The sequence below is a fragment of the Pseudidiomarina sp. CB1 genome (assembly GCF_024752025.1).
Lineage (GTDB): Bacteria > Pseudomonadota > Gammaproteobacteria > Enterobacterales > Alteromonadaceae > Pseudidiomarina.
In genome coordinates this window covers 124,550-148,205 of record NZ_JANTPU010000001.1, presented here as the reverse complement: position 1 = coordinate 148,205, position 23,656 = coordinate 124,550, and the positions used below count along the sequence as shown (strand labels likewise).

Here is a 23,656-nt window from a genome sequence, read left to right as displayed (position 1 = left end):
CCGGAGAACGGTTATTCACCTGTGACTTGCGGGTATTTTTTCTCTTCCCAAGCCTGCATGCCACCGTCAACCGAGTAAACCTTGTCAAATCCCATACGCTGCAATGATTCTGCGGCAAGTGCAGAGCGGCCGCCAGAACGACAAATTAAATACAACGGTTGCTCGGCAATACGTTGTAGCGCATCGTCATACCCTGCGACATCGGGATGTTGGTTTAACTGCATTTCTAATACACCACGCGGCATATTCACGGCCTGACGAATGTGGCCGGCGGCATATTCACCGGGTTCACGCACATCGATCACTCGAGCGCCTTCAGCAATTCGCTCCTGCAGTTGCTCAATATCAATCTCCTGCACATTACCTTTTGCCTTCGCACATAACTCTTGGGGACTTAACATCATAACTCCTTTATTTGCGTTTGATTCGCCAATGGAACAGTTTGTAAATTCGGCTGTACCCGCTTACGTTGGGCACGCTCGGGCAACAACGTTAAAGGGTACTCGCGTTTGCGCGCGACGATCACATAACAACTCGCCAACTGCGGCACCCAGTTATGAACCTTGGTGGCAAGTCGCTCAGGCCATTGCCACCGCTGTTGCAAAAAACCTGGCGCAAAATACTGGGCTTCGGTCACTTCAAAGTTTAACAACGCTAACCAATCCAGCACTCTCGATCGTGTAAAAGAACGACCGCACCACGGATAGTGGTTCACATTCGCTGGCCACAACTGCTGTACTTGGTGCCACGCTAGCGGGTTAAAGCCGACATAAATCAATTTACCATCAGCAATAAGACTGTGATTCACTTCTCGAAGTATCTGGTGGGGATCATTGGCAAATTCAAGTTCTCCAGCCAAAAGAACAGCATCTAAGCTCGCTTCCGCAAAAGGCAAATGGATCGATTCCGCACAAACCTGCACGTTACTGGCTGCTTCACTAGCAAGACTAAAGCAATGTTTAATCGCCGAATGCGGTAGCTGCAATTGCGCACTTAAGCGCCCTACTGTGGCGAAATGATAGCCATACAAACGCTCGATGTGCGATGCCACTATCTGCTCGACTTGGCAACGCAACCACTCCCCGTTGGCAATATCCTGCCAACCTTTCGGCGGTGCTGCGACGCGTTCTCGTAATGCTGGTTTTAACATCGTGCTCTCGGCCCTGTATACTTATTGCAATGTTAGCAACGAAAGATGAATGCGCCATGATCATTACGCCCATCCCTGCCTTTGATGATAACTACATTTGGGCTATTCAGCCAACTGCGAATGACGATGCCGTTATTGTTGACCCCGGCGATGAAAAACCTGTCTTAGCGTGGCTAGCAGCACAAGGCATCGGTCTCGCCAGTATTCTTATTACGCATCACCACTGGGATCATACGGATGGTTTACTACCACTGCTTGAGCATTATGCGGTGCCGGTTTATGGTCCAGACAATCCAAAAATCAAAGGCATTGAGCATCCACTAAAACACGGTGATCGTTTCACACCAGCAGGACTTGAGTGTGAATTTGAGGTACTGGAAACGCCGGGACACACGCTTGACCATCTTAGCTTTTATAGTTCGGGTTTATTGTTTTGCGGTGATACCCTCTTTAGCGCCGGTTGTGGTCGCATGTTTGAAGGTACCGCCCCGCAATTTTTTTCATCTTTACGCAAGTTGGCCGAACTTCCGCCAGCCACTCGAGTCTATTGTACGCACGAATACACGACCGCGAATTTACGTTTTGCACGCGCTGCCGAGCCGAATAATCAGGCTATTCAGTCCGCCGAAAGCGAAGTTCATCAATGGCGCGAAAAACAGCAACCTTCGCTGCCGTCGACCATTGAGCGTGAACTTGCGATTAATCCGTTTCTGCGCGCTAAAGACGCCGCAGAGTTTGCCAAGTTAAGGCAGTGGAAAGATAATTTCTAAAACCTTAAACTGCGTTAAAGTACGCAGCAAGTTAAACCTACCGATAGGAAGGCATGCATGAAAAAACTGATAATGCTGACGCTAAGTGCGTCGGTTTTGGCTGCTTGCCAATCAACACCGACGGACACCGCGACAACAACAACGACAACTCAGCAAGATCAAAGTGCTAATGTTAAAGTCCCACGCGCAAAACAAGCTGACGCCAAGTCGCAAACGCAGTTACTTAACCCTGAACTGATCGCGCCACTACCCGTAGTCGAAAAGGTGACGCCACAACAAGAAGCAGATCTTTGGCAGCGTATTCGCCGCCAACTCGCGATGCCTATTCCAGAAAACGCTCGGGTTGAAGCGCAGCGCAACTTCTATCTACAACATCCAGCCTACATGGATCGGGTCGCAAAAAGAGCGGCGCCGTTCATGCATTTCATCGTTGAAGAGATAGAAAAACGGAATTTGCCATTGGAATTAGCGCTATTGCCAATCGTAGAAAGTGCCTTCGACCCTTTTGCCTATTCCCATGGCAGTGCAGCTGGCATTTGGCAATTTATTCCTGGTACCGCTCGGCAGTATGGTTTAGACATCAACTGGTGGTATGACGGCCGCCGTGACGTTTACTCCGCAACTCACGCTGCACTCGATTATTTAACCGCCTTGAATAACCGTTTCGACAATTGGCTACATGCTCTAGCTGCCTATAACTCAGGGGGCGGCCGCGTCAACTCCGCCATTCGTCGTAACGCCCGAGCTGGCAAACCGACCGACTTTTGGTCACTTGATTTGCCACGCGAAACACGAGCTTACGTGCCTAAATTGCTCGCGCTGGCAGATATTTTACGACACCAAGACAACTATCAAGTGAGCTGGTTACCGATTGAAAATAAGCCTTATTTACGCGTGGTCGAAACCGATAGTCAAATTGACTTAGCGCTTGCCGCCGAAATGTCTGGACTCGAACTCGAACAATTACACCACTATAATTCCGGCTACAATCGCTGGGCGACCGACCCTGATGGCCCCCACCGCCTGCTGCTGCCATTAGCAAACGCCGAACGTCTCGAACAGTGGTTGGTGAATGCCGAACAAAGTGACTTAGTGCGCTGGCACCGTCACAAAGTAAAATCAGGCGAGAGTCTTATTGTGATTGCCAAGCAATATCACACTACGGCGCACGCCATTCAGCAAGCGAACAACCTCACTGGACATTTGATCCGCGCTGGTGATTATTTACTAGTACCTGCGGCTGCTCGTGAACTCGATGACTACAGCCTTTCCGCTGATCAGCGTTTATCGGCGACCCAGTCACGCCAGCAAGGCAGCTACAAAATCGACCATACAATAAAGCGCGGTGATACCCTTTGGGACTTGAGTCGAAAATATGACGTCAACCTTCGTCAACTCGCAAAATGGAATGGCATAGCACCAACCGATCCGCTACGCCCAGGACGTAAACTTGTCGTTTGGCAAGGTGATGAGAAAACTTCGGGTGTTACCCGCAGCATTCATTATCAGGTTCGTTCCGGGGATTCGTTAGCGCGCATCGCCAACCGTTTCAATGTGACGATCCGCGATATCGAAAAATGGAATCAGATCAATCGCAGTAACTATTTACAACCTGGTCAACGCTTAAAGTTGATTGTCGATGTTACGCGCATGACGAACGACATCTAAATCGTGCGGATGCTGGGCTCGTTCATTGCGAGCCCAGTCATTTAGTCCAGTAGTTTAACAAGGTCATCTTCATTCAACACCGGCACGCCCAACTGCTCTGCTTTGGTCAGTTTTGAGCCAGCATTGTCGCCTGCAATCACTGCCGTCGTCTTAGCCGAAACACTCCCAGTAACTTTAGCACCGCGCGCTTGTAACGCCTGTTTGGCTTCATCGCGTGTCATCTGCGTCAAGGTACCAGTAAGCACGTAAGTGTTTCCTGCCAGTGTCGCTTCACTTTCCGCAAGCCGTTCTACTTCAGGCCATGCAATACCTTGCGCGAGCAACTCGGCAATGACTTCTTGATTATGCGGTTCGCGGAAGAACTGATAAATGTGACTGGCGACCACGCTGCCAACATCATTGACCTGCTCGAGTTGTTCCTCATCGGCCGCCATTAATGCCTCAAGCGAAGCAAAGTGACTGGCTAAATTAGCAGCTGTCGCCTCTCCGACTTCACGAATGCCTAGCGCATACAAAAAGCGCGGTAACGTGGTTGTTTTACTCTGTTCGATGGCTGCAACAATGTTTTCCGCCGACTTGTCGCCCATACGCGGGAGCATCGCCAGCTCACGCGCTTTCAGCTTGAATAAGTCTGCGGGCGACGTCAACCACTCACGTTCAACTAAGAGTTCAATCAGTTTGTCGCCCAAACCATCGATATCCATCGCTTTACGAGAGGCAAAATGCTTCAAGGCCTCTTTACGCTGAGCTGCACAAATAAGGCCACCAGTGCAGCGGGCAACGGCTTCACCTTCAGCGCGTTCGACGTGAGACGCACAAATCGGGCATTGATGCGGAAATTCGATTTTCACGGTGTTCGACGGACGACGCTCTTTAACGACACTGACCACTTGTGGAATGACATCTCCGGCGCGCCGAATGATCACCGTATCACCAATATGCGCATCAAGTCGGGCAATTTCGTCAGCATTGTGCAGGGTCGCATTCGACACCGTGACGCCCCCTACCGAGACAGGTTCAAGTCGCGCAACAGGCGTAATTGCACCGGTTCGCCCTACTTGAAAGTCGACGCCTTGCAAGACCGTCATTTCTTCTTGTGCAGGAAACTTCCAGGCAATAGCCCAACGTGGCGCCCGAGACACGAAGCCAAGATCTTGCTGTTGATGAATGTTATCTACTTTGAGTACGATGCCGTCAATTTCATAACGCAGTTGCTCACGGCGGGCCATGATAGCGTTATAGTAGGCTTCGCAGCCTTCGGCATTGGTCACGCGCTGAACTTCGCCACTAATGGGCAAGCCCCAAGCAGCGAGTTGTTGTAAACGCTCAAAATGAGAGTTCTTGAGCTCTTTGTCGGCACTGACAACTCCCATGCTATAAGCGTAGAAGTGTAAAGGTCGTTGCGCGGTAATTCGTGAGTCGAGTTGCCGTAAGCTACCTGCGGCAGCATTACGTGGGTTGGCAAAGGTTTTCTCACCTCGCGCCAACGCTTTTTCATTGTACTCCGCAAAAGCTTGCACCGGCATGAAGACTTCACCCCGAACTTCGAGCCGTTTTGGGTAGTCACCCTGCAGCTGTAAAGGTAAGTTGCGGATAGTACGTACATTGGCGGTGATATCTTCACCGGTTTGACCGTCGCCGCGGGTAGCACCGCGGATTAACTTACCGTCTTCATACAAAATGCTCACTGCGGCACCATCGAGCTTTGGCTCACAGCAGTAGGCGATCGCCGTTGCACTATCCAAACGCTCGGCAACGCGCTGGGCAAAGGCAGCGAACTCGTCACTGTCGAACGCGTTATCCAGTGATAGCATCGGTATTTCGTGGGCAACTTGAGTAAATGCGTCAAGCGGCTGACTGCCAACTTTCTGCGTCGGTGAATGTGCGCTTTGCAACTCCGGATAGTCGCTTTCGAGTTGCTGTAGTTCGCGGAATAGGCGGTCGTACTCGGCATCGGGAACCGTCGGCTCATCAAGCTCGTAATATTCTCGATTGTATTGGGTGATCAGCATACGCAACTGCTGCGCACGCTCGACAACTGCTGAATCTGTCATAGGCCTACTGTCGGATTAAACGTTTACGTTCGTATTCACGAATACTTTGATGAATATGTTGTACTGCTTGACGGGTCAGTGGGTTACGATGTTCATCGAGCACTTGCCCACCCTCTACTGCTGCGGCAATTTTTTCAGCAGCATTATGCATCATGGTAAAAGCTTGCGTTGAGTTGCTCTTGATCGGCAGCGCTAAAAACAAGGCAATGCCTTTGGTTTCAAAGTGCTCCATGGCATCAATATCAAAAGTGCCTGGATTGAACATATTGGCAAGGCTGAACAACACCGGCCCAGTACCTGCGGTATCGACATGGCGGTGAAAAATATCAAACTCACCGTACTTGAAACCTAGCTCTGTCAGCTGTTGCAGTAAAACAGGACCGCTGATCTGCCCCACAACATGAAGCGCAATCACGAGATCAGGCTCTTGCGTTAGCGGTGGCTCATCGTCGGGCTCAAGTGGCAATTCCATACTCTGCTGCGCTGGTTCGGCCGCGGCAGATTTGGCCGGGTTGGCATGCGTAGATGTTTTGCTGGCGCCAGCTTTTGCGGTCGCTTTTGCGGCTTGCTCTGCTTGTTTCAGCTCGTCGGGTTGCGCCGCTACGGAAGGCAACTCAAAATCTTCGTCGTCGGCACTCGCACGAATACTATCCCGCGTTTTAGGCTGCGCTGCCGGAGCTTTTTCTGAAGCCGTTGATGTCGTTGTTGCAGACGACTTGGTATGCTTTTCCGCACCCTTTTCGGTAGGCTTTTCCATGTTCTGTTGTTGCGCTTGACGTTCTGAAGCACGGCGAATCACGCGAACTTCGCCGATGCCGTCATCATCAAAGCCTGCTGTTCCCTGCGCACGCTGGCGTTTTTGCTCAAGTTCTAACTGTTGTTCGAGTTTACGACGTTCATTGCGACGAATATTCCACATGCCGTGGCCGATGATCAGCGCGATCAACACTAAACCAATAATGCTAAAAACAATTTGCATGCTACTCATTGCAGGCTTTCCATAATTCTGATGTTCTGTTGTTGTTTTTTTATGAAGCTTCGGTCAAGGCCACAGCTTCATCGACATCTACAGCCACCAAGCGTGAGACACCAGGCTCTTGCATGGTGACTCCAGCTAAATGTGACGCCATTTCCATCGCCACTTTATTGTGACTAATATAAATAAACTGCACTGTTTGCGACATTTCTTCTACCAAACGGCAAAACCGCCCGACATTCGCATCATCTAACGGTGCGTCGACTTCGTCCAGCAGACAAAACGGGGCTGGATTCAAACGAAAAATCGCAAACACCAATGATAAAGCGGTTAACGCCTTTTCACCACCCGATAACAGATGAATTGTACTGTTTTTCTTACCTGGTGGTCGCGCCATGATCGCTACACCTGTTTCGAGTAGATCATCTTCGGTAAGTTCCAAATAAGCACTACCGCCACCAAACACTTTTGGAAACAGCTCTTGCAAACCACTATTGACGGCGTCATAGGTGGTTTTAAAACGCTGTCGTGTTTCGCGATCAATCTTACGAATTGCCGTTTCGAGTGTTTCTAAACTTGAGCTTAAGTCTTCGTGCTGCTGATCTAAATACTCTTTACGTTCTGCTAAAGTTTCAGCCTCTTCAATCGCAGCCAAATTTATCGCGCCCAAGCGGGCAATCGCGCTTTGCAAACGTTCGACCTCTTGCTGCCATTTTTTCTCGTCAGCATCTTCTGGGAGTTGCTCCAAAACCGGCTTCAATGGTTGCTGCATTTCATCGAGCACTGACAGTACGTTACGACTGCGTTCCTGCACCGCAGCGAGCTCCATTTGGCTACTTTGTAGTTGTTGTCGAGCCTTTTCTATCTGGGTTTCGACACCTTTTGCACCACTACTTACATCATGTAACTGTTGCTCAATTTCAGCTAACTTATTGGCCCAGACCCGCCGTTCCTCATCAACTTGCTCGCGCTGCTGCAACAGCTCTTCCAGTTGTAAGGCTAACACTTCTGTTTCTTCTTGATCTTCACTACCATCAGCCAATAGCTGTAACTGCTCTTGCGCTTGTTGCTGTTGTTGCTGTACGCGTTGCACCAAGGTCTGCATGTGCTGGAGTTGGCTCTTGTACTGCTCTACTTTTAGTTTTTTGTCTTGCCATTGCTGCTGATAGTGTTGCGCCTGCTCGCGTAAATGCTGACGTTCAGCTTGCAGGATCTCGCGCTTACTTTGCCATTCCTGTTCGTCGCTGCGCGGCTGTTGCTCTTCAGCATCAGCTAACGCGGAAACCACTTCCTCAAGCTGTAACTGCAAGGTTTCGGCGGTCTCAACAAGTGTTTGTTGCTGTTCTTCACTACGTAAAAGTTTACTTTCCAATTGGCTTTGTTGTTCAGCCTGCCATCGTTGTTTTTCGCGCCAAGTCGCTACATTTGCCTGCGCCTCGTTAAAGCGCTTTTGGGCACTCGACAGCTCTGCTTCCAGCACTTCACGCTGGGCATTGCTCTGCTCGAGTTGTTGCTGCTTAGCCGTACGCTGCGCACGGACCTTCGCCAATTGTGCGGTGGTCTGTTCAAGCTCTTGTTGTTGTAGGAGTTGGCTCTCTTGGGCTGCGATCTGCTGCGCTTGATAAGCACCAGCGGTCCACAATTGGCCCTCCTTGATCAGTGTTACATGTGCCGAGGCGTCGGCAGATAAGCCGCTCGCCTGAGTTGCATCTTCGCACAGACGCATTTGTTGCGGCAGAGCCCACTGCTGTAGCGGGCCCTTGATTTGCGCCGCGAGACTGTCTGACGGAGCCTTTGAGCTACCTAGCACCACCAACCGTGTACCAAGTTGTTCCGGCCAATGAGCTGGGGCTTCTTCAAGCACATAAGCATCTAGCCAAGCATGAAAGGCTTGTTCAGCGGCCAAGCGCCATTCATCACTCACATCGAGTAGCTCACGCACTTGTCCAAGTGGGCGCAGCCCCTGCTCGCCCAGCCATTCCGCCAAAATTGCTGGCCAATCCGCTTGTGCTGCGGCAAGTAAGGTTTGCAGCGAGCTTTCGCGCCCCAATAACTGCTGCTCTTGCTGCTGCAAGTCGGTCAGTTGTGCCTGATGTTGTTGACGCTGTTCGCGCAGTTGTTGGAGTCGTTGTTGTTGCTCAGTCACGCCAAGTTCAGCGTCGGCAAGCTTTTGTTCGGCCCGTGCATATTCCTGCGCTGCTTCATGCTCAGTCAGCTCTGCAAGCTCTCGTTTAAGTTGTTGCGCTTGCTCTACGGCGTCTTGACGCTGTTGTTGGGTACGCTGTAACTGGTCAGCGCAACGCTCGCGTTGCAACTGTAACTGCTGCATACGCTCGCGATACTGCTGCTGTTCGGCTAAGAACGCTTGGTAGTCGTTTTGTAATTGTAACCAGGCTTCTTCATGCTGTTGGAAAGCTTCTTGGGCCTGTTCAGCTTGCTCTGCGGCCATTTCCAACTCAGGTTGCAACTGCTCGAGCTGCAAATTGATGTCTACCTCTTGCTCAACGTCACGTTGATAGGTTTCATCCAACTGCGTCAGTTCAGCTCGTAATTGTTGCTGCCGTTGTTCCCGCTGCTGCGCTTGCGTGCGCAGTGCTTGCAATTGATGTTCGGTGCGCGTGACATCATTACCAAGTTGATAAAAGCGCTGTTGGATTTCATCCAATTTAGTTTTGGTTTCGTTCGCCTGCTCGCGCAACTCCACTGTGCCACGTTCACTACCTCGTTGCTCAGCGAGCCAACGCTCAAGTTCTGCCTCGTGCTCCCGAATGGTTTGTCGCAACCGTTCAGCTTGCTGTTCTTGGGTTAGCCAACGCAATGCTTGCAGTTCAGCTTTAAATTTACGCTCTTGTTGCTTTAAATCTTTATAGCGGCGGGCTGCGGCGGCTTGGCGTTGCAGTTTATCCAATTGGCTACCAAGTTCATCGCGCACATCGTTCAAACGATCAAGATTGTCACGGGTGTGCTGCATTCGGTTTTCAGTTTCACGGCGACGCTCTTTGTATTTCGATATACCCGCAGCTTCTTCAATAAATACACGCAGTTCCTGAGGTTTAGACTCGATAAGCCGCGAGATCATACCTTGTTCAATGATCGCATAACTACGCGGACCTAACCCGGTACCAAGGAATAAGTCCGTAATATCACGGCGGCGGCACTTGCTACTATTGAGAAAATAATCGGAGCGACCATCACGAGTGACGAGTCGTTTCACAGAAATTTCTGCGTAGTTAGCATACTCCCCCTGAATACGCCCATCAGAATTATCAAAAACCAGCTCGACACTGGCTTGCGATACCGGCTTACGTGCGCCAGAGCCATTGAAAATAACATCGGTCATGGCATCGCCACGTAAATTTTTCGCCGAGCTTTCACCGAGCACCCAGCGCACCGCATCAATCACATTAGACTTGCCACAGCCATTCGGCCCGACAACACAGGTCATCTGGTGCGGAAATGGCACTTTGGTAGCGTCGACGAACGACTTAAAGCCTACAAGTTTGATATGTTTGAGGCGCATGGGGTCCTGTTTCTAATTATTATGTCAGGGTTTGAGTTAGCAGACCTTCATAATGCTAGATTTTGTAACATTTTCAAGGTTAGTTCGAGATTATAAGTTTGTATACTGCGTAAAGCTCTCGCAAACACTATTTTCTTTTCGGTCGAAACCAGCAAGGAGTTAAGCATGGCGCAAGCAGGTTACAGTGATTTTGGCGCAAGTTACGTTGCCCGCGGCTTTGAGCTTGCCTTTCAAAAAGGCGTCCGCCGCTATGCGCTGATTCCATTAACGATTAACGTTCTGCTCTTTAGCGTCGCTATTGCTGCGGTCTTTCATTACACCACGCTTTGGGTTGCGGACTTTATGGCATGGTTACCAGAGTGGCTGCATTGGTTGGAAATCATTCTTTGGCCACTCATCATCATTGCTGTTTTGCTGTTATTTGCCATGACCTTTACTAGCGTGGCCAATATCATCGCCTCGCCCTTTAACAGTTTACTGGCTGAGAAGGTCGAAGAAAGGCTCACCGGAGTGCCCGCTGCTAACGGCGGGGTGAGTGGTATGATGAAAGACATTCCACGGACGCTAGGTCGAGAGTTTCAGAAAATACTTTATTTTATCCCACGCTCCTTGGGATTCTTCTTACTGCTTATCTTTGTGCCAGTCATCGGCCAGGTGTTGTGGCTACTTTGGGGCGGATGGATGATGACAATTCAGTACGCTGACTATGCGTTTGACAATCATAAAGTCCCATTTCGAAATATGCGCGGTAGCCTACACCGACATCAAGGCAAAAGCCTTACTTTTGGCGTCGTGGTAGCCTTTTTAGCATCAATCCCATTGATTAACCTGATCATGATTCCCGTTGCCGTTTGTGGCGCAACCGCCATGTGGGTGGATCATATGCGGGCAGAAAATTTAGGCTAGCGCTTCGCTTTAGCAATCGTTATGATGGTTAACCTAATGTTAGCCATACGAGGTTTTAAGTGTGCGTCTTGTGATACAAGCACTGACATTGAGTGCCCTAGTTCTAGCGACACAAGTCGCCAGTCTCCCTAAGGCACACGCACAGAAAGCCAGCGCAACCAAGGACTCAATTGTCTGGGGCGTGAATAATGCGCCGCCGTTTCACATCACCGATGGCTATTACGCTAACCAAGGCGTTTGCGATGTAATGATCGATGCATTTCAACGTGCGTTACCTGACGTTGAACAGCGCATAGAATACTATCCACAGGGCCGTATTGCCGCGCAAATTCGACAGGGCGAAAATCTTTGTTTCCCGTGTATGATTCGCAACGTCAGTCCGGCCGAGATTGTCACCTATTCCGATCGCGTGCTCGAGTATCCTGCGCATGGCATTATCACCCGACCAGAGTTAGCGAAAGAGTTCACCAAGCAGTTTGGTAATCCCGTTGACCTTGTCGAGTTGCTAAAACAACGCAATTATCGTTTCGCCCAACCGATGGGCCGCCGCTACGGCGATCTGCAACCTTATATTGAACGTTTTTTGCTCAACACTGAGCACTTTTCCGAGGTTTCCGGTAAAGACGCAAACGCCAACATGCTCGCTATGGTCAATGCCCGCAGGGTCGACTTTGTCATCGACTACCCGATGTTGTTGAACTACCATAATCAGGTATTACCGATCGATTTGGTGTTCATTCCAATTTTACAAAATCAAGCGACACACGTTGAAGGCGCAGTCGGCTGCCCGCCAACGGCTTGGGGCAAGCGCGCCATAGAACTCATCAATCAAGCCATTCCGCAAGTTCGGCAAGATGACGCCTTTCAAGCAGCAAAAGATCGTTGGCTTCTGCTCCAGAACCCGTAAAATATCAGCATCATTTAATTGACGGCTGACACTATGAATTTATCGAAACTTGCTCTTGCCGCTGCTGGTGCATTCGCTTTAGCATCCGCGGCAAGTTTGGTCGCTACGCCCGCACATGCCTGGGGCAAAACTGGACACCGCATTACCGGTAAAATTGCGACACACTACCTCACCGACGAAGCCCGCGCAGCGATTGCTGATTTACTTGGTCCGGAATCACTGGCCGAAGCCTCAACCTACGCTGATGAAATGCGCTCCAATCCAGATAAATTTTGGCAGGAGACGGCGAACCCTTTTCACTATGTGACCTTGCAACAGCCGCATGACTACCATGCTGACGATTGCCCACCAGAGGGTGACGCTTTTAGCGCGCTTGAGGACTTCACCGCAACGTTAACGAGTGACAGCGCAAGCCGACAAGAAAAACAACTAGCGCTGCGCTTTATTGTGCATATTATTGGCGATTTGCATCAACCGTTGCACGTTGGCTCTGCAGCGCTCAATGATCGTGGTGGCAATGACGTTAAAGTGGTGTTCTTTGGCGAACAAAGTAACCTGCACCGAGTCTGGGACTCGGGCTTAGTCGACCATCAACAGCTGTCTTACAGTGAGTTTTCTCACTGGTTGCAGCGCCGCATTACCGCCGAGCAAGCAACCACCTGGGCGACACCAGATCCGTACACATGGATCAATGAAAGCTCTAAGTTACGCGACGAAGTCTATCCACAAACTGACGAACCGTATTTGGGCTGGGATTATGTCTATAATTACACCCCGATGATGAAGCAACGTTTACAGCAAGGGGGCGTGCGTATCGCTGCCTATTTAAACGACGTCTTTGCTAAAGCTGCGCGTAAAGAAGGTTAATATGAGCGTTGAATCTTATACCCCTGATAGTAACGTCACGCTAAAGCAGCCGAAAATTGGTTTTGTCAGCCTTGGCTGCCCGAAAAACCTTGTTGACTCGGAACGCATTCTTACGCAGCTACGTACAGAGGGCTACAATATCGTCAACACCTACGATAACGCCGACATGGTCATTGTGAATACCTGCGGCTTTATTGATAGTGCAGTGCAAGAATCACTCGATGCTATCGGTGAAGCATTGAACGAAAACGGTAAAGTTATCGTCACCGGCTGTTTGGGCGCTAAAGACGATGAAATCCGTGAGGTGCACCCGAATGTGTTAGCCATTACCGGCCCTCATGCTTATGAAGAAGTCATGGGACATGTCCATCAACACGTGCCGCAACCTGAGCGTATTCCGTTCGAAAATCTAGTTCCCGAGACGGGGGTAAAGTTAACACCGAGACACTTTGCTTACTTAAAGATTTCTGAAGGCTGTAACCACCGCTGCACATTTTGCATTATTCCTTCGATGCGTGGTGATCTTGTGAGCCGCCCAGTCGGTGACGTCTTGGCGGAGGCGCAGCGACTTGCTAATGCTGGGGTGAAAGAGTTATTGGTGATTTCACAAGATACCAGTGCCTATGGCGTTGACGTAAAGCATAAAACAGGCTTCTGGGATGGCCAACCGGTAAAAACGCGCATGCTAGAGCTCTGCCAAGCACTAGCTAAACTCGGTATCTGGGTGCGACTGCATTATGTTTACCCTTACCCGTCGGTGGATGAGGTTATCCCATTGATGGCCGAGGGAAAGCTGCTTCCATACCTTGATATTCCATTACAGCATGCGAACAAACGTATTTTGCGTCTAATGAAACGACCAGGTTCAGCAGACCGCACGCTCGAGCGGATTCAAAACTGGCGTAAGATCTGCCCTGACCTAACCATTCGTAGTACTTTTATCGTTGGCTTTCCGGGAGAAACCGAAGAAGAGTTCAAAGAATTATTGCAATTCTTGCGTGACGCACAACTCGATCGCGTAGGCTGTTTTACCTACTCTGACGTCGACGGTGCCAAAGCGAACGACTTACCTGACCCAGTGCCTGAAGCCGTTAAACAAGAGCGTTACGCACGTTTTATGGAAGTTCAGCAAGCCATCAGCGCCGCTCGTCTGCAACAAAAAATCGGTCGCACATTACCAGTGCTCATCGATGAAGTTGATGCTGAAGGAGCTATCGGGCGCAGTTATGCCGATGCCCCGGAAATTGACGGCTTGGTATACCTGAATGGCGAATATGAGGTGCAACCGGGTGAACTCGTACAGGTTCAGATCGAGCATGCCGATGAGTATGACTTGTGGGGAACCCTTGTACGCTAATTCTGCGCTAGCTAAATGGAGAGCGACGTCTAGGCGTCGCTGTCATCATCAAGCAGTTTACTATCAAGTTTTTTCGACGTTTGCACGCCCATTTCTTTAAATTTCTCAACCCGACCAATAAGGTTTCCGCGGCCCGTTGAAAGCTTGTTCATAGCACCGTCATAATGCTTACGCACGGTATCAAGGCTATTCCCAATTTTCTGCATATCTTCAATAAAGCCAACGAACTTGTCGTAAAGCTTACCCGCGTCGTCAGCAATTTTTTGCGCGTTGCGGTTCTGGTGTTCGTATTGCCAAATATTATTCACCGTCCGTAAGGCAACCAATAAGTTAGTCGGACTCACCAGCATAATATTATGCTCAAGCGCTAAGCGAATAAGTTCAGGATCACGGTCAACTGCAAGCAAGAAAGCTGGCTCAATGGGGATAAACATCAGCACGTAATCAAGAGTTCGCACGCTATCAAGCTGCTGATAATTTTTCTTCGATAACCCTTTGATGTGCGTTCGTAACGAGTTGACGTGTTCCGCGAGAGCCGCCTCACGTTCTTTGTCATCGTCACTGTTGAAGTAACGCTCATAAGCGACCAGCGATACTTTCGAGTCAATCACTACGTCTTTTTCGTTAGGCAAATGCACGACAACATCAGGCTTGAAGGACTTACCGTCTTCGTCTCGATGATGGCTTTGCGTTTCATATTCGTGGCCCTCACGCAATCCGGATTGATTCAAGATCCGCTCAAGAACCACTTCCCCCCAATTGCCTTGCGCCTTAGTGTCGCCTTTCAACGCGCGTGTCAAAGCATCTGCTTCGGACGCCATTTGTTTATTTAATTCTTTTAGCGAAGTAATTTCGGTCGTTAACGAGGCACGTTGTTTGAGCTCTTCGGTATATTGATTTTCCACTTGCTTCTTGAAAGCTTCGAGTTGCTGTTTGAAAGGTGCCAGTGTCACTTCAAGCGTTTGTTTACTGCTCTGTTGCAAGCGTTCCGACTTTTGTTCAAAGATCTGTTGCGCCAGCCGCTCAAACTCTTTTTTCATACGCTCTTCACTGGCCTCTAGCAAGCGCTGCTTTTCTTCGGCATGCTTCAGCGTGCTTTCCAACTTACTTTGGTTTGCCGCTAAATCTGCTTGGAGTTGGCTACGTTGCTGTTGCAGCTGGCGTTGCTCTTGCTCAACCAGTTGTAAGCGCTGCTGGGTTTGCGCAAGTGAATTCTCTAATTGCGCTTCGCGCTGGCTCGCTAAACCCGCTTGGTGTTCAAGCTGCTGGGCAGCCTGCTGTACTTTTGCGCGTTGCCACAACCAAGTGCCAACGGCACCAACGGCCAGCGCCGCAGCGCCAGCCGTTAGCCATTGCCAAAGTTGCAGACTAAGCATCAGCGGCTTCCAGTTTTACCCGCCATATCGCTGGGCCGGTTTCGTGAGCATTTTCACCGGTGCTATCGACAGCCACAGTGACTGGCATATCTTCGACTTCAAACTCGTAAATAGCTTCCATACCCAAATCTTCAAACGCCACCACGTTGGCTTTCTTAATTGCTTTGGCAACTAAATACGCAGCACCACCCACAGCCATCAAGTAAACAGCTTTATGTTGTTTGATACTTTCAACGGTTGCAGGACCACGTTCAGCCTTTCCGATCATGCCCAAAATACCGGTTTTATCGAGCATTAAATCGGTAAATTTATCCATCCGCGTGGCAGTCGTTGGGCCAGCTGGGCCAACCACTTCATCACCAACGGGGTCAACCGGGCCAACGTAGTAAATAAACTTGTTCTTAAAGTCGACCGGTAATGCTTCGCCGTTATCCAGCATCTCTTTAATACGTTTGTGTGCAGCATCTCGGCCGGTGAGCATTTTGCCTGAAAGTAATACCGTCTCACCGGTTTTCCAGGTCTCGATATCAGCCTGCGTCAACTCATCTAAATTAACGCGTCGTGCATCATCACCAAGCTCAAAGGTAATATCTGGCCAGTCTTCCAGTTTCGGCGGCTGCAGATCAGCTGGTCCTGAACCATCAAGGTAGAAATGCGCATGACGTGTCGCAGCGCAGTTTGGGATCAAAGTAACAGGCTTGGATGCTGCGTGAGTTGGTGCGGTTTTGATTTTCACATCCATGACGGTAGTCACACCACCAAGGCCTTGGGCACCAATTCCTAGCTTATTTACCCGCTCGTAAATGTCCAGACGCAATTCTTCTTCGGCGTTCTGCGGTCCGCGCTCCAATAGTTCTTGAATATCCACCGGGTCCATCAACGCTTCTTTCGCAAGTACCGCTGACTTCTCGGCGGTACCGCCAATACCAAGACCAATCATTCCAGGCGGACACCAACCAGCACCAAGTTTTGGCATTGTTTCAACCACCCAGTCAGCGATCGAATCGCTGGGGTTAAGCATCACCATTTTAGATTTGTTCTCTGAACCGCCACCTTTGGCAGCGATCATCACTTCAATTTTGTCGCCTGGCACCATATCAATGTGCACAACAGCAGGTGTGTTATCGCCCGTGTTTTTACGTTGCCCCGCAGGGTCTGCGACGATCGAAGCGCGTAGTGGGTTTTCCGGATTGGTGTAAGCTTGACGCGTGCCCTCGTCAACCATCTGCTGCACGGTCATATCGGTTTTGTCCCACTGCACACCCATGCCCACTTTCACAAAGCAGGTTACAATACCGGTGTCCTGACAAATTGGGCGGTGCCCTTGGGCAGCCATGCGTGAGTTCGTCAATACCTGAGCAATTGCATTTTTTGCGGCTTCACTTTCCTCTTTGTGATACGCCTTTTCGAGCGCCTGAACAAAGTCGAGTGGGTGATAATACGAAATATACTGCAAGGCATCAGCGATGCTCTCAATAAAGTCAGCCTGACGAATAATGGCCATGATTTCCTCTACATCGTGCGGTTACAATTGCCCGCTATCATAGCGTTTTCAGGTCACTCTGACCAGTTTTAGCCGCGCTTATGTTAAGCTTACGACAAATGTTTTTGGAGTGACGATGTTGTGACTATTGTTGCTGTCCCTTTCTGCCTAAAAGAGTGCCTAAAAGAGTGCCGAAAAGAGCACCTAAAAGCGGACATACATGCGGGTCAAAAATCCGCTACTGATGTTAGTTTTGCCGAACTGTTTAGTGCTATCGCTATGCAGCCTGGAGCCCTATTACTCGATAGCTGCGGGCACCCAAACAGCCGTTATGACTTCATATTTTGGCAGCCCGATGAAGTTGTTACCGCGCGCGAGTCGTGGCCACAACGACTACGACAGCTTATGGCACAGTTGCCGGACTACGATGGGCCTCGCGAGTTACCATTTCAGGGCGGCTTGGCTGGTGCCTGGAGTTACGATGCCGGCCGCGCCCTCGAACAGCTCCCGGAACGTGCTATGGCGGATATCGCCCTACCTGAAATCACGGTAGGTCTTTACGTACGGGCGCTGATACGTGATCATGCCAGCAACCGCATTTGGTTATTGGCACCAGAAAGTGAAATTGCACATTGGCAGGCCTTTTGGCAATCCGTATGGAAAGCACAAGAAGCGGTGCAAACCAACGCCACTGACTTTGCCTTGACGAGTGCATGGCAAAGCAATATGTCGCAAGCGGATTATTTGACTAAATTCGCCCAAGTCCAAGACTATTTGCGCGCTGGAGACTGCTACCAAATTAATCTTGCACAGCGTTTTAGTGCAAATTATCACGGCGATGAATGGGCAGCCTACCAACGCTTGCGTGAAACGAATCAGGCGCCCTACTCTGGCTTTTTGCGTTGGTCAGGTGGCGCGATCCTTAGTCATTCGCCCGAACGCTTTTTGCATGTTGATGAACATGGCAAGGTTGAAACCAAGCCCATCAAAGGTACGCGACCACGTGACCCAGATCCAAGTCGCGATCAAGCCCTCGCAGCAGAGCTCCAAACTGCCACCAAGGATCGCGCTGAAAACGTGATGATCGTTGATTTGTTACGGAATGACTTGAGTCGCGTGTGTCGCCCGGGAACAGTTCAGGTACCGAAGCTCTTTGCGATCGAAAGTTACGCCGCAGTGCATCATTTGGTCAGTACCGTAACAGGCGAATTGGACGCCACGCAGCAACCATTAGATCTTCTCGCCGCATGCTTTCCTGGCGGCTCAATCACTGGCGCACCAAAAGTTCGCGCAATGGCTATCATCGACGAGCTCGAGCCCCACCGACGCAGTTATTACTGCGGGAGTCTCGGTTATATTTCACGGCATGGCGTTAGCGATACCAACATTTGCATTCGCACGCTCGTCGCCGAGCGTGGACGTATTCATTGTTGGGCCGGAGGCGGCTTGGTGGTCGACTCAGAAGGCGCAGCAGAATACCAAGAAACGTTGGATAAAGTGGCTAAGATCTTACCGGTATTGGCGTCCACCCAAAAGGACAAGGCACCTTCATGACCCGCGACGAATTTCTTCACCGCTTTCAATTGCACCATAAACGCCGTCACGAACGCCCAGTGCTCAAGCGGCTACGCCCTGCTGCGGTGTTGATTCCATTGTGGGAGCGCGCGGGCGAACTACAGGTCGTGCTCACCCAACGTAGCAATCATTTGCGCCACCATGCCGGGCAAATTAGTTTTCCCGGCGGTCGCCAGGAGCTCGACGATGCCGACCTTTACGCTACCGCATTACGTGAGGCTCATGAAGAAATTGCGCTCAAGCCAAGTGATGTTGAATGCGTTGGGGTGCTACAAGATTACCCTGTTATTAGCAATTTTTTGATTCGCCCCTACGTTGGCTTCATCACGCCAACGCAGCCGTTACGTGCGGATCCACGCGAAGTTGAAGAAATTTTCACGGTGCCATTAGCGCACTTAATGCAGCAACAGCAGCATTTCGCCTATCGCTTAAGGCGCTTTATCTACGATCAGGTATACTTTATTCCATATCAACATAGAAATATTTGGGGTGCGACGGCTGGAATTTTGCGAGAATTGGCCGATCACGTGTATCCTGAGCGTCACACATTGTATCGCTCTCTCAACGAAGGTTAACGATTACATTTATGATTAGTGTTTTTGATATCTACAAAGTGGGTATTGGCCCGTCAAGTTCACACACAGTAGGACCTATGCGTGCGGCCAAGGAATTCCTGCACGATGCAGCAAAAACCTTAGATCTCAACGAAGCTACCGGCATCAAAGTTGAGTTATTTGGCTCGCTTGGGCAAACCGGTAAGGGGCATGGCACCGGCAAAGCCGTTATTCTTGGGCTCGCCGGTGAAGACCCAGAAACGGTCGACACCACCGAAGTGGATGCTTTTTTGGCGGATACCGAAAAAACGCAGCGGTTGAAACTGTTAGGCGAGCACGAGATCAAGTTCCCGCGGGAAGGCGCTATCACTTTTCATCGTCGTAAGACCATGCCGCGCCATGCCAATGCGATGGAGTTGCGACTGTATAAAGGCGATGAAGTTATCTATAAAGACCTTTATTACTCTATTGGTGGCGGCTTTATCGTGCGCGATGCCGACTTCGATGACACTTTGGAAGAAGCCATCGAGCAGTCAAGCAAGCCGATTCCCTACCCATTCGACAGCGCAGCCGATTTACTCGAGCAATGTAATGAGCATGGCTTACGGATCAGCTCATTAATGCTCGCCAATGAAAAAGTGTTTCGCAGCGAAAAAGAAATTCGCGAACGCCTGATGCACATATGGCAGACCATGGACGAGTGCATCGACCGCGGTATTAAGACCGAAGGTATTTTGCCCGGCGGACTAAAAGTGCGGCGCCGAGCACCAGGTCTTTACCAACGCCTGAAAAACGAGAAGTCCGCTGACCCAATGCAAACCATGGATTGGGTCGATTTGTTCGCGCTTGCCGTGAACGAAGAAAATGCTGCCGGCGGGCGTGTTGTCACGGCTCCAACGAATGGTGCGGCTGGGATTATTCCAGCGGTAATGAAATATGCCGACAAATTTATCTCTCCGTTAGACGAAGAGACCGTGGTGCGTTTCTTACTGACTTCAGCTGCAATCGGTATTTTGTACAAGAAGAATGCCTCGATTAGCGGTGCCGAAGTAGGTTGCCAAGGCGAAGTAGGTGTAGCCTGTTCCATGGCAGCCGGTGCTCTTGCAGAACTCATGGGGGGCAACGCCAGTAATGTCGAAAATGCCGCTGAAATCGGTATGGAGCACAATCTCGGCCTTACCTGTGATCCAGTAGGTGGCCTCGTCCAAGTTCCTTGTATTGAGCGGAATGCTATGGGCGCTATCAAAGCCATTAACGCCGCCCGATTAGCTCTGCGTGGCAGTGGCGATCACAAAGTCTCGCTCGACAAAGTGATCAAAACCATGTGGGACACGGGTAACGACATGAAGACAAAATACAAAGAAACCGCGCGTGGCGGGCTCGCTGTGAATATTATCGAGTGTTAGTTACAGCGTAGGTAACTGTATTTTTGTAAATAAGCGATCAACAGCGTCTTGCGTACGCTGTTGCATCGCCTCTTCGACCACTGGCTTGGTCAAGTGCGGCGCAAACGTCTCAATAAACTCAAACATGTAGTTGCGCAAAAACGTTCCTTTGCGGAAGCCTATTTTGGTTGTACTCGGGGCAAACAAATGTTGCGCTGGCAAAGCCACTAAGCCTTTGTCGTGGTGCGCATCAAACGCCATGGTTGCAACTACCCCAACCCCTAAGCCTGCTTTCACATAGGTTTTAATCACGTCAGCATCGGTGGCAGTAAATACAACGTTAGGCGCGATTCCTGCAGCACTAAAAGCGCGGTCAAGTTCCGATCGCCCAGTAAAGCCATGCACGTAAGTTACGATCGGAAACTCACCAAGCTCCTCAATCGTAACTTGGCTCGAGCTTGTTAACGGATGATCTTTCGGAACGATGACAGACCGATTCCAATGGTAGCAAGGCAACATGATCAAATCTTGATACAGATGCAAGGCTTCGGTCGCAATGGCAAAATCAGCAGTGCCTTTCGCAGCGAGTTCGCTAATGTGCTCCGGCGAGCCCTGATGCATGTGTAACGAGACTTTTGGATAGCGCTGCATAAATTGCTTGATCTTGGCTGGCAAGGCATACCGCGCTTGTGTGTGAGTGGTGGCGATGTTGAGCTTACCTTGGTCAGGTAACGTATGTTCATTAGCTACCGCTTTTATGCTGTCTACCTTGCCCAAAATTTCGCGTGCAATCGCGATAACTTCTTCACCTGCTGGAGTGACCTTGGTTAAATGCTTACCACTACGCTCAAACACTTGCACGCCCAGTTCATCCTCAAGCATGCGGACTTGCTTACTAATACCGGGTTGCGAGGTATAGAGACTCTCGGCGGTCGCTGAAACGTTTAAGTTGTGATTTAATACTTCAACAATGTAGCGCAACTGCTGTAATTTCATGGCCGAGTCCTAACGTTACTGACGGGCGGTTGACTTATTCTAAAAATATATAACACGTTAACTAGTTATTCCAAGCTTAAAATATGAGGTTCTTGTGTCAAGCTTATCCGATCAATTAAAAAACTTAGGTTTTTCAGCGAGCACGAATTCATCTGAGCAAGCTCAAGAAAATTCACAAGAAAGCGCGCTCGACACAAGCATTCCTGTGCGTATTCAACGCCAAACCAAAGGCCGCAAAGGGAAAGGTGTGACAGTAATTTTTGACCTTCCCGACGACGCCAAGCTACTTAACGACTTTGCCAAAGCGCTACGAAAACAATGTGGTGTCGGCGGTAGCGTAAAGAATGGCACCATCGAACTACAAGGTGACCAGCGCGAAGCGAGTATGGCGTTTTTAAAGGGGCAAGGCTTTAAAGTTAAACTCGCTGGTGGTTAACCAAGTTGCGATAAATCGTAACGGAAGCGAACTTTGCGGCCATCTGACGACCATTCAAGGTTGTCTGCTAACTGCATCAACAACGCCAAGCCGCGACCGTACGCTTGCTCGTCGTCCGTCGCTTCGGCATCAATAGCTTCGCTGGAGAAGCGCCAAGCAGCACCGTTGTTTTCTACTTCAAATTGCAGCTGATTTGCTTCACTAAAATAGGTGAGCTGGATGGTGATTTGTCCATCCTCCAGTTGCGACAATTTTTCTTGGCGTAACTCATAATACGTCTCAAAGCCTTGGTCTTGCGCCTTGATTGCCGATTCAAGCCCGAGCAGGCCATGCTCAAGCGCATTGTTAAACACTTCTGCTAACAGCAAATAAATAGTCGTTCGATGCGCCGTTAGCGGTGGTAACCGACCCAACGCCGAGACTAATGTTGATACGACATCTGTTTGTTGTAGTTCACGACGCGAAAGCGTTGTCGAAAAATGAAACGGAAAAATATCGCGATTGCTTTCTTCGCGTCGCGGCTCAAGACCCGTTTCACGACACTCTAAGATCGCGAGCGACAAGTCATCGCGTAAGGGCTCTTCACCGCGAAAGTGTTCAAGCTCGCTCAGCAGATCGGTAAAACGCTCCCGTTCTGGATAACGGCGCAGCAAATCTTCTAGCGCATCAAGACCTAAAAATTCCCGTTGCTGACTCAGTAACTCGATGACGCCATCGGTATATAACGCAATAGAGTCGCCTGAACCGACTTTAAGTGTCGTAACATCACTTTCAAAATCTGCGGTCGGTACAATTCCCAAGGCCATATGTTTCGCCGTCAGGCGATGTTTTATTTCACCATCACTGCCAAACACCAGCGCTGGCGGCATACCGCCATTCCAATAAGTGATGCGCTCGCCATTTGCCGAGAGCTCCATTAAAAAGCACGCACAAAACATATTATCGGGGAGCAACCGCGACAACCGGAAGTTGAACTCAGTCACCATCTCGGCGATCGAAACATTCCGCTCTGACATCGCAAAGAACGCTTGCGAAACCGGCAGCGCCCCAGTCGCCGGAGCGAGTCCATGACCGGTAAAATCGGCCATCATCACATATAAGCTGCCGGTCGGTGATGGTGCGACCAAGCATAAATCGCCATTAAACTTCTCCGCGGGCGCCAGTAGTGTACGAATATGCGGATAATCGAGATAATTACGGCTCATCGCATTGCGAAAAATATGCTCGATCAGTTCATGCTCACGCTCAATGCGCTGCATATACCACGAAAGACTCTCTTCAAATGAGGCTAATTGGTTTTCGACACGATGCGAGGCACACCACAATGAAAGCCGCTTTCGAACCATCGCAGGTGAGCAATCACCCATCAGCACATCGCCTTGCCAAGCATTAAGTACCTGCTCACTCAACTCAGCTTGGGTGATAAGCAACAAATGGGAACTGGTAGGCAGTTCCTTAACCTGGCTTGGCACTTCCCGACCAATAATGACCGTCGGACGACGTTTCTTTAGCTTATTTTTTGTAGCTGCAATAGTGGCTGGAAGGCCTAAGGATTCTTTGACAATCAGGAACGGAAAACCTGCAAGGAGGTCAATCGAATCATGCGCAAAACGCGAGTCATCGTGAAAGATGACCAACTCTAGGGGCGTGGTTTCAGAAGCTTGACTCGCCATGGA

The 23,656-nt window shown here is 50.0% G+C and carries 19 protein-coding genes; 10 read left to right on the top strand and 9 right to left on the bottom strand.

Annotation, left to right across the window (positions count from 1 at the left end; genetic code table 11):
- Positions 1–11: 11 nt before the first annotated feature.
- Positions 12–404 carry a rhodanese-like domain-containing protein gene (locus NV375_RS00710; protein WP_258806536.1) on the bottom strand — a complete coding sequence of 131 codons (393 nt, stop codon included), beginning with the start codon at positions 402–404 and terminating at the stop codon, positions 12–14.
- On the bottom strand, positions 401–1,150 hold the full coding sequence (locus NV375_RS00705) for a class I SAM-dependent methyltransferase (RefSeq protein WP_258806535.1): 750 nt from the start codon (positions 1,148–1,150) through the stop codon (positions 401–403). The genes NV375_RS00710 and NV375_RS00705 overlap by 4 nt, the downstream gene beginning before the upstream one ends.
- 56 nt (positions 1,151–1,206) lie before the next feature.
- Here NV375_RS00705 and gloB point away from each other — a divergent pair, with 56 nt between their 5' ends.
- Together gloB and NV375_RS00695 are read left to right on the top strand one after the other, a co-directional pair.
- Complete coding sequence (gene gloB, locus NV375_RS00700; protein ID WP_258806534.1) at positions 1,207–1,920, top strand: hydroxyacylglutathione hydrolase; 714 nt, start codon at positions 1,207–1,209, stop codon at positions 1,918–1,920.
- A gap of 57 nt (positions 1,921–1,977) precedes the next feature.
- Entirely contained in the window at positions 1,978–3,588 is a 1,611-nt protein-coding gene (locus NV375_RS00695) for a LysM peptidoglycan-binding domain-containing protein (protein ID WP_258806533.1), read from the top strand.
- 41 nt (positions 3,589–3,629) lie between these two features.
- On the opposite strand, the gene ligA is transcribed toward NV375_RS00695, so the two are convergent.
- The 3 genes from ligA to smc are packed head-to-tail and all read right to left on the bottom strand — an operon-like array spanning position 3,630 to position 10,138.
- Entirely contained in the window at positions 3,630–5,642 is a 2,013-nt protein-coding gene (ligA, locus tag NV375_RS00690; RefSeq protein WP_258806532.1) for an NAD-dependent DNA ligase LigA, read from the bottom strand.
- A 4-nt stretch (positions 5,643–5,646) separates the two neighbouring features.
- Positions 5,647–6,630: a cell division protein ZipA gene (gene zipA / locus NV375_RS00685; protein WP_258806531.1), complete on the bottom strand. Its 984-nt coding sequence runs from the start codon at positions 6,628–6,630 to the stop codon at positions 5,647–5,649.
- A 40-nt stretch (positions 6,631–6,670) separates the two neighbouring features.
- A complete protein-coding gene (smc, locus tag NV375_RS00680) occupies positions 6,671–10,138 on the bottom strand; it encodes a chromosome segregation protein SMC (protein WP_258806530.1) in 3,468 nt (1,155 codons plus the stop codon).
- Positions 10,139–10,303: 165 nt separating this feature from the next.
- Between smc and cysZ the strand changes: the two genes are divergently transcribed.
- The 4 genes from cysZ (at position 10,304) to rimO (ending at position 14,175) form a co-directional block, all read left to right on the top strand.
- Positions 10,304–11,044: a sulfate transporter CysZ gene (gene cysZ / locus NV375_RS00675; RefSeq protein ID WP_258806529.1), complete on the top strand. Its 741-nt coding sequence runs from the start codon at positions 10,304–10,306 to the stop codon at positions 11,042–11,044.
- A gap of 61 nt (positions 11,045–11,105) precedes the next feature.
- Positions 11,106–11,951, top strand: coding sequence for a hypothetical protein (locus NV375_RS00670; protein ID WP_258806528.1), 846 nt, complete (start codon positions 11,106–11,108; stop codon positions 11,949–11,951).
- A 33-nt stretch (positions 11,952–11,984) separates the two neighbouring features.
- Entirely contained in the window at positions 11,985–12,818 is an 834-nt protein-coding gene (locus tag NV375_RS00665) for a S1/P1 nuclease (RefSeq protein ID WP_258806527.1), read from the top strand.
- Position 12,819: 1 nt separating this feature from the next.
- Positions 12,820–14,175 (top strand): 30S ribosomal protein S12 methylthiotransferase RimO, encoded by a 1,356-nt coding sequence (gene rimO / locus NV375_RS00660; protein WP_258806526.1) that lies wholly within the window; start codon positions 12,820–12,822, stop codon positions 14,173–14,175.
- A 29-nt stretch (positions 14,176–14,204) separates the two neighbouring features.
- On the opposite strand, the gene rmuC is transcribed toward rimO, so the two are convergent.
- Complete coding sequence (gene rmuC / locus NV375_RS00655; RefSeq protein WP_258240614.1) at positions 14,205–15,551, bottom strand: DNA recombination protein RmuC; 1,347 nt, start codon at positions 15,549–15,551, stop codon at positions 14,205–14,207.
- Positions 15,544–17,055, bottom strand: coding sequence for a fumarate hydratase (locus NV375_RS00650; RefSeq protein ID WP_258806525.1), 1,512 nt, complete (start codon positions 17,053–17,055; stop codon positions 15,544–15,546). Before NV375_RS00650 ends, rmuC begins: the two co-directional genes overlap by 8 nt.
- Positions 17,056–17,175: 120 nt before the next feature.
- Here NV375_RS00650 and pabB point away from each other — a divergent pair, with 120 nt between their 5' ends.
- The 3 genes from pabB to NV375_RS00635 are packed head-to-tail and all read left to right on the top strand — an operon-like array spanning position 17,176 to position 20,569.
- Entirely contained in the window at positions 17,176–18,588 is a 1,413-nt protein-coding gene (gene pabB, locus NV375_RS00645; RefSeq protein WP_258806524.1) for an aminodeoxychorismate synthase component I, read from the top strand.
- Positions 18,585–19,184, top strand: coding sequence for a CoA pyrophosphatase (locus NV375_RS00640; RefSeq protein ID WP_258806523.1), 600 nt, complete (start codon positions 18,585–18,587; stop codon positions 19,182–19,184). The genes pabB and NV375_RS00640 overlap by 4 nt, the downstream gene beginning before the upstream one ends.
- Before the next feature lie 11 nt (positions 19,185–19,195).
- Positions 19,196–20,569, top strand: coding sequence for an L-serine ammonia-lyase (locus NV375_RS00635; RefSeq protein WP_258240617.1), 1,374 nt, complete (start codon positions 19,196–19,198; stop codon positions 20,567–20,569).
- Here NV375_RS00635 and cysB read toward each other — a convergent pair whose 3' ends face one another.
- Positions 20,570–21,544 carry an HTH-type transcriptional regulator CysB gene (gene cysB / locus NV375_RS00630; RefSeq protein ID WP_258806522.1) on the bottom strand — a complete coding sequence of 325 codons (975 nt, stop codon included), beginning with the start codon at positions 21,542–21,544 and terminating at the stop codon, positions 20,570–20,572.
- Between the two features lie 94 nt (positions 21,545–21,638).
- Between cysB and NV375_RS00625 the strand changes: the two genes are divergently transcribed.
- The gene (locus NV375_RS00625; protein ID WP_258806521.1) at positions 21,639–21,980 is read left to right on the top strand and encodes a translation initiation factor; all 342 of its coding nucleotides are present in this window, start codon (positions 21,639–21,641) and stop codon (positions 21,978–21,980) included.
- Here the strand turns inward: NV375_RS00625 and NV375_RS00620 are convergent.
- The gene (locus NV375_RS00620; RefSeq protein ID WP_258806520.1) at positions 21,977–23,653 is read right to left on the bottom strand and encodes an ATP-binding SpoIIE family protein phosphatase; all 1,677 of its coding nucleotides are present in this window, start codon (positions 23,651–23,653) and stop codon (positions 21,977–21,979) included. The two genes, NV375_RS00625 and NV375_RS00620, sit on opposite strands and share 4 nt — an antisense overlap.
- Between the last annotated feature and the right edge of the window lie 3 nt (positions 23,654–23,656).

What these genes read in the sequence shown, in the direction of transcription:
- NV375_RS00710 (WP_258806536.1), bottom strand. Translation starts at nt 404, where the DNA reads ATGATGTTAAGTCCCCAAGAGTTATGTGCGAAGGCAAAAGGTAATGTG.
- NV375_RS00705 (WP_258806535.1), bottom strand. Translation starts at nt 1,150, where the DNA reads ATGTTAAAACCAGCATTACGAGAACGCGTCGCAGCACCGCCGAAAGGT.
- gloB (WP_258806534.1), top strand. Translation starts at nt 1,207, where the DNA reads ATGATCATTACGCCCATCCCTGCCTTTGATGATAACTACATTTGGGCT.
- NV375_RS00695 (WP_258806533.1), top strand. Translation starts at nt 1,978, where the DNA reads ATGAAAAAACTGATAATGCTGACGCTAAGTGCGTCGGTTTTGGCTGCT.
- ligA (WP_258806532.1), bottom strand. Translation starts at nt 5,642, where the DNA reads ATGACAGATTCAGCAGTTGTCGAGCGTGCGCAGCAGTTGCGTATGCTG.
- zipA (WP_258806531.1), bottom strand. Translation starts at nt 6,630, where the DNA reads ATGAGTAGCATGCAAATTGTTTTTAGCATTATTGGTTTAGTGTTGATC.
- smc (WP_258806530.1), bottom strand. Translation starts at nt 10,138, where the DNA reads ATGCGCCTCAAACATATCAAACTTGTAGGCTTTAAGTCGTTCGTCGAC.
- cysZ (WP_258806529.1), top strand. Translation starts at nt 10,304, where the DNA reads ATGGCGCAAGCAGGTTACAGTGATTTTGGCGCAAGTTACGTTGCCCGC.
- NV375_RS00665 (WP_258806527.1), top strand. Translation starts at nt 11,985, where the DNA reads ATGAATTTATCGAAACTTGCTCTTGCCGCTGCTGGTGCATTCGCTTTA.
- rimO (WP_258806526.1), top strand. Translation starts at nt 12,820, where the DNA reads ATGAGCGTTGAATCTTATACCCCTGATAGTAACGTCACGCTAAAGCAG.
- rmuC (WP_258240614.1), bottom strand. Translation starts at nt 15,551, where the DNA reads ATGCTTAGTCTGCAACTTTGGCAATGGCTAACGGCTGGCGCTGCGGCG.
- NV375_RS00650 (WP_258806525.1), bottom strand. Translation starts at nt 17,055, where the DNA reads ATGGCCATTATTCGTCAGGCTGACTTTATTGAGAGCATCGCTGATGCC.
- NV375_RS00640 (WP_258806523.1), top strand. Translation starts at nt 18,585, where the DNA reads ATGACCCGCGACGAATTTCTTCACCGCTTTCAATTGCACCATAAACGC.
- NV375_RS00635 (WP_258240617.1), top strand. Translation starts at nt 19,196, where the DNA reads ATGATTAGTGTTTTTGATATCTACAAAGTGGGTATTGGCCCGTCAAGT.
- cysB (WP_258806522.1), bottom strand. Translation starts at nt 21,544, where the DNA reads ATGAAATTACAGCAGTTGCGCTACATTGTTGAAGTATTAAATCACAAC.
- NV375_RS00620 (WP_258806520.1), bottom strand. Translation starts at nt 23,653, where the DNA reads ATGGCGAGTCAAGCTTCTGAAACCACGCCCCTAGAGTTGGTCATCTTT.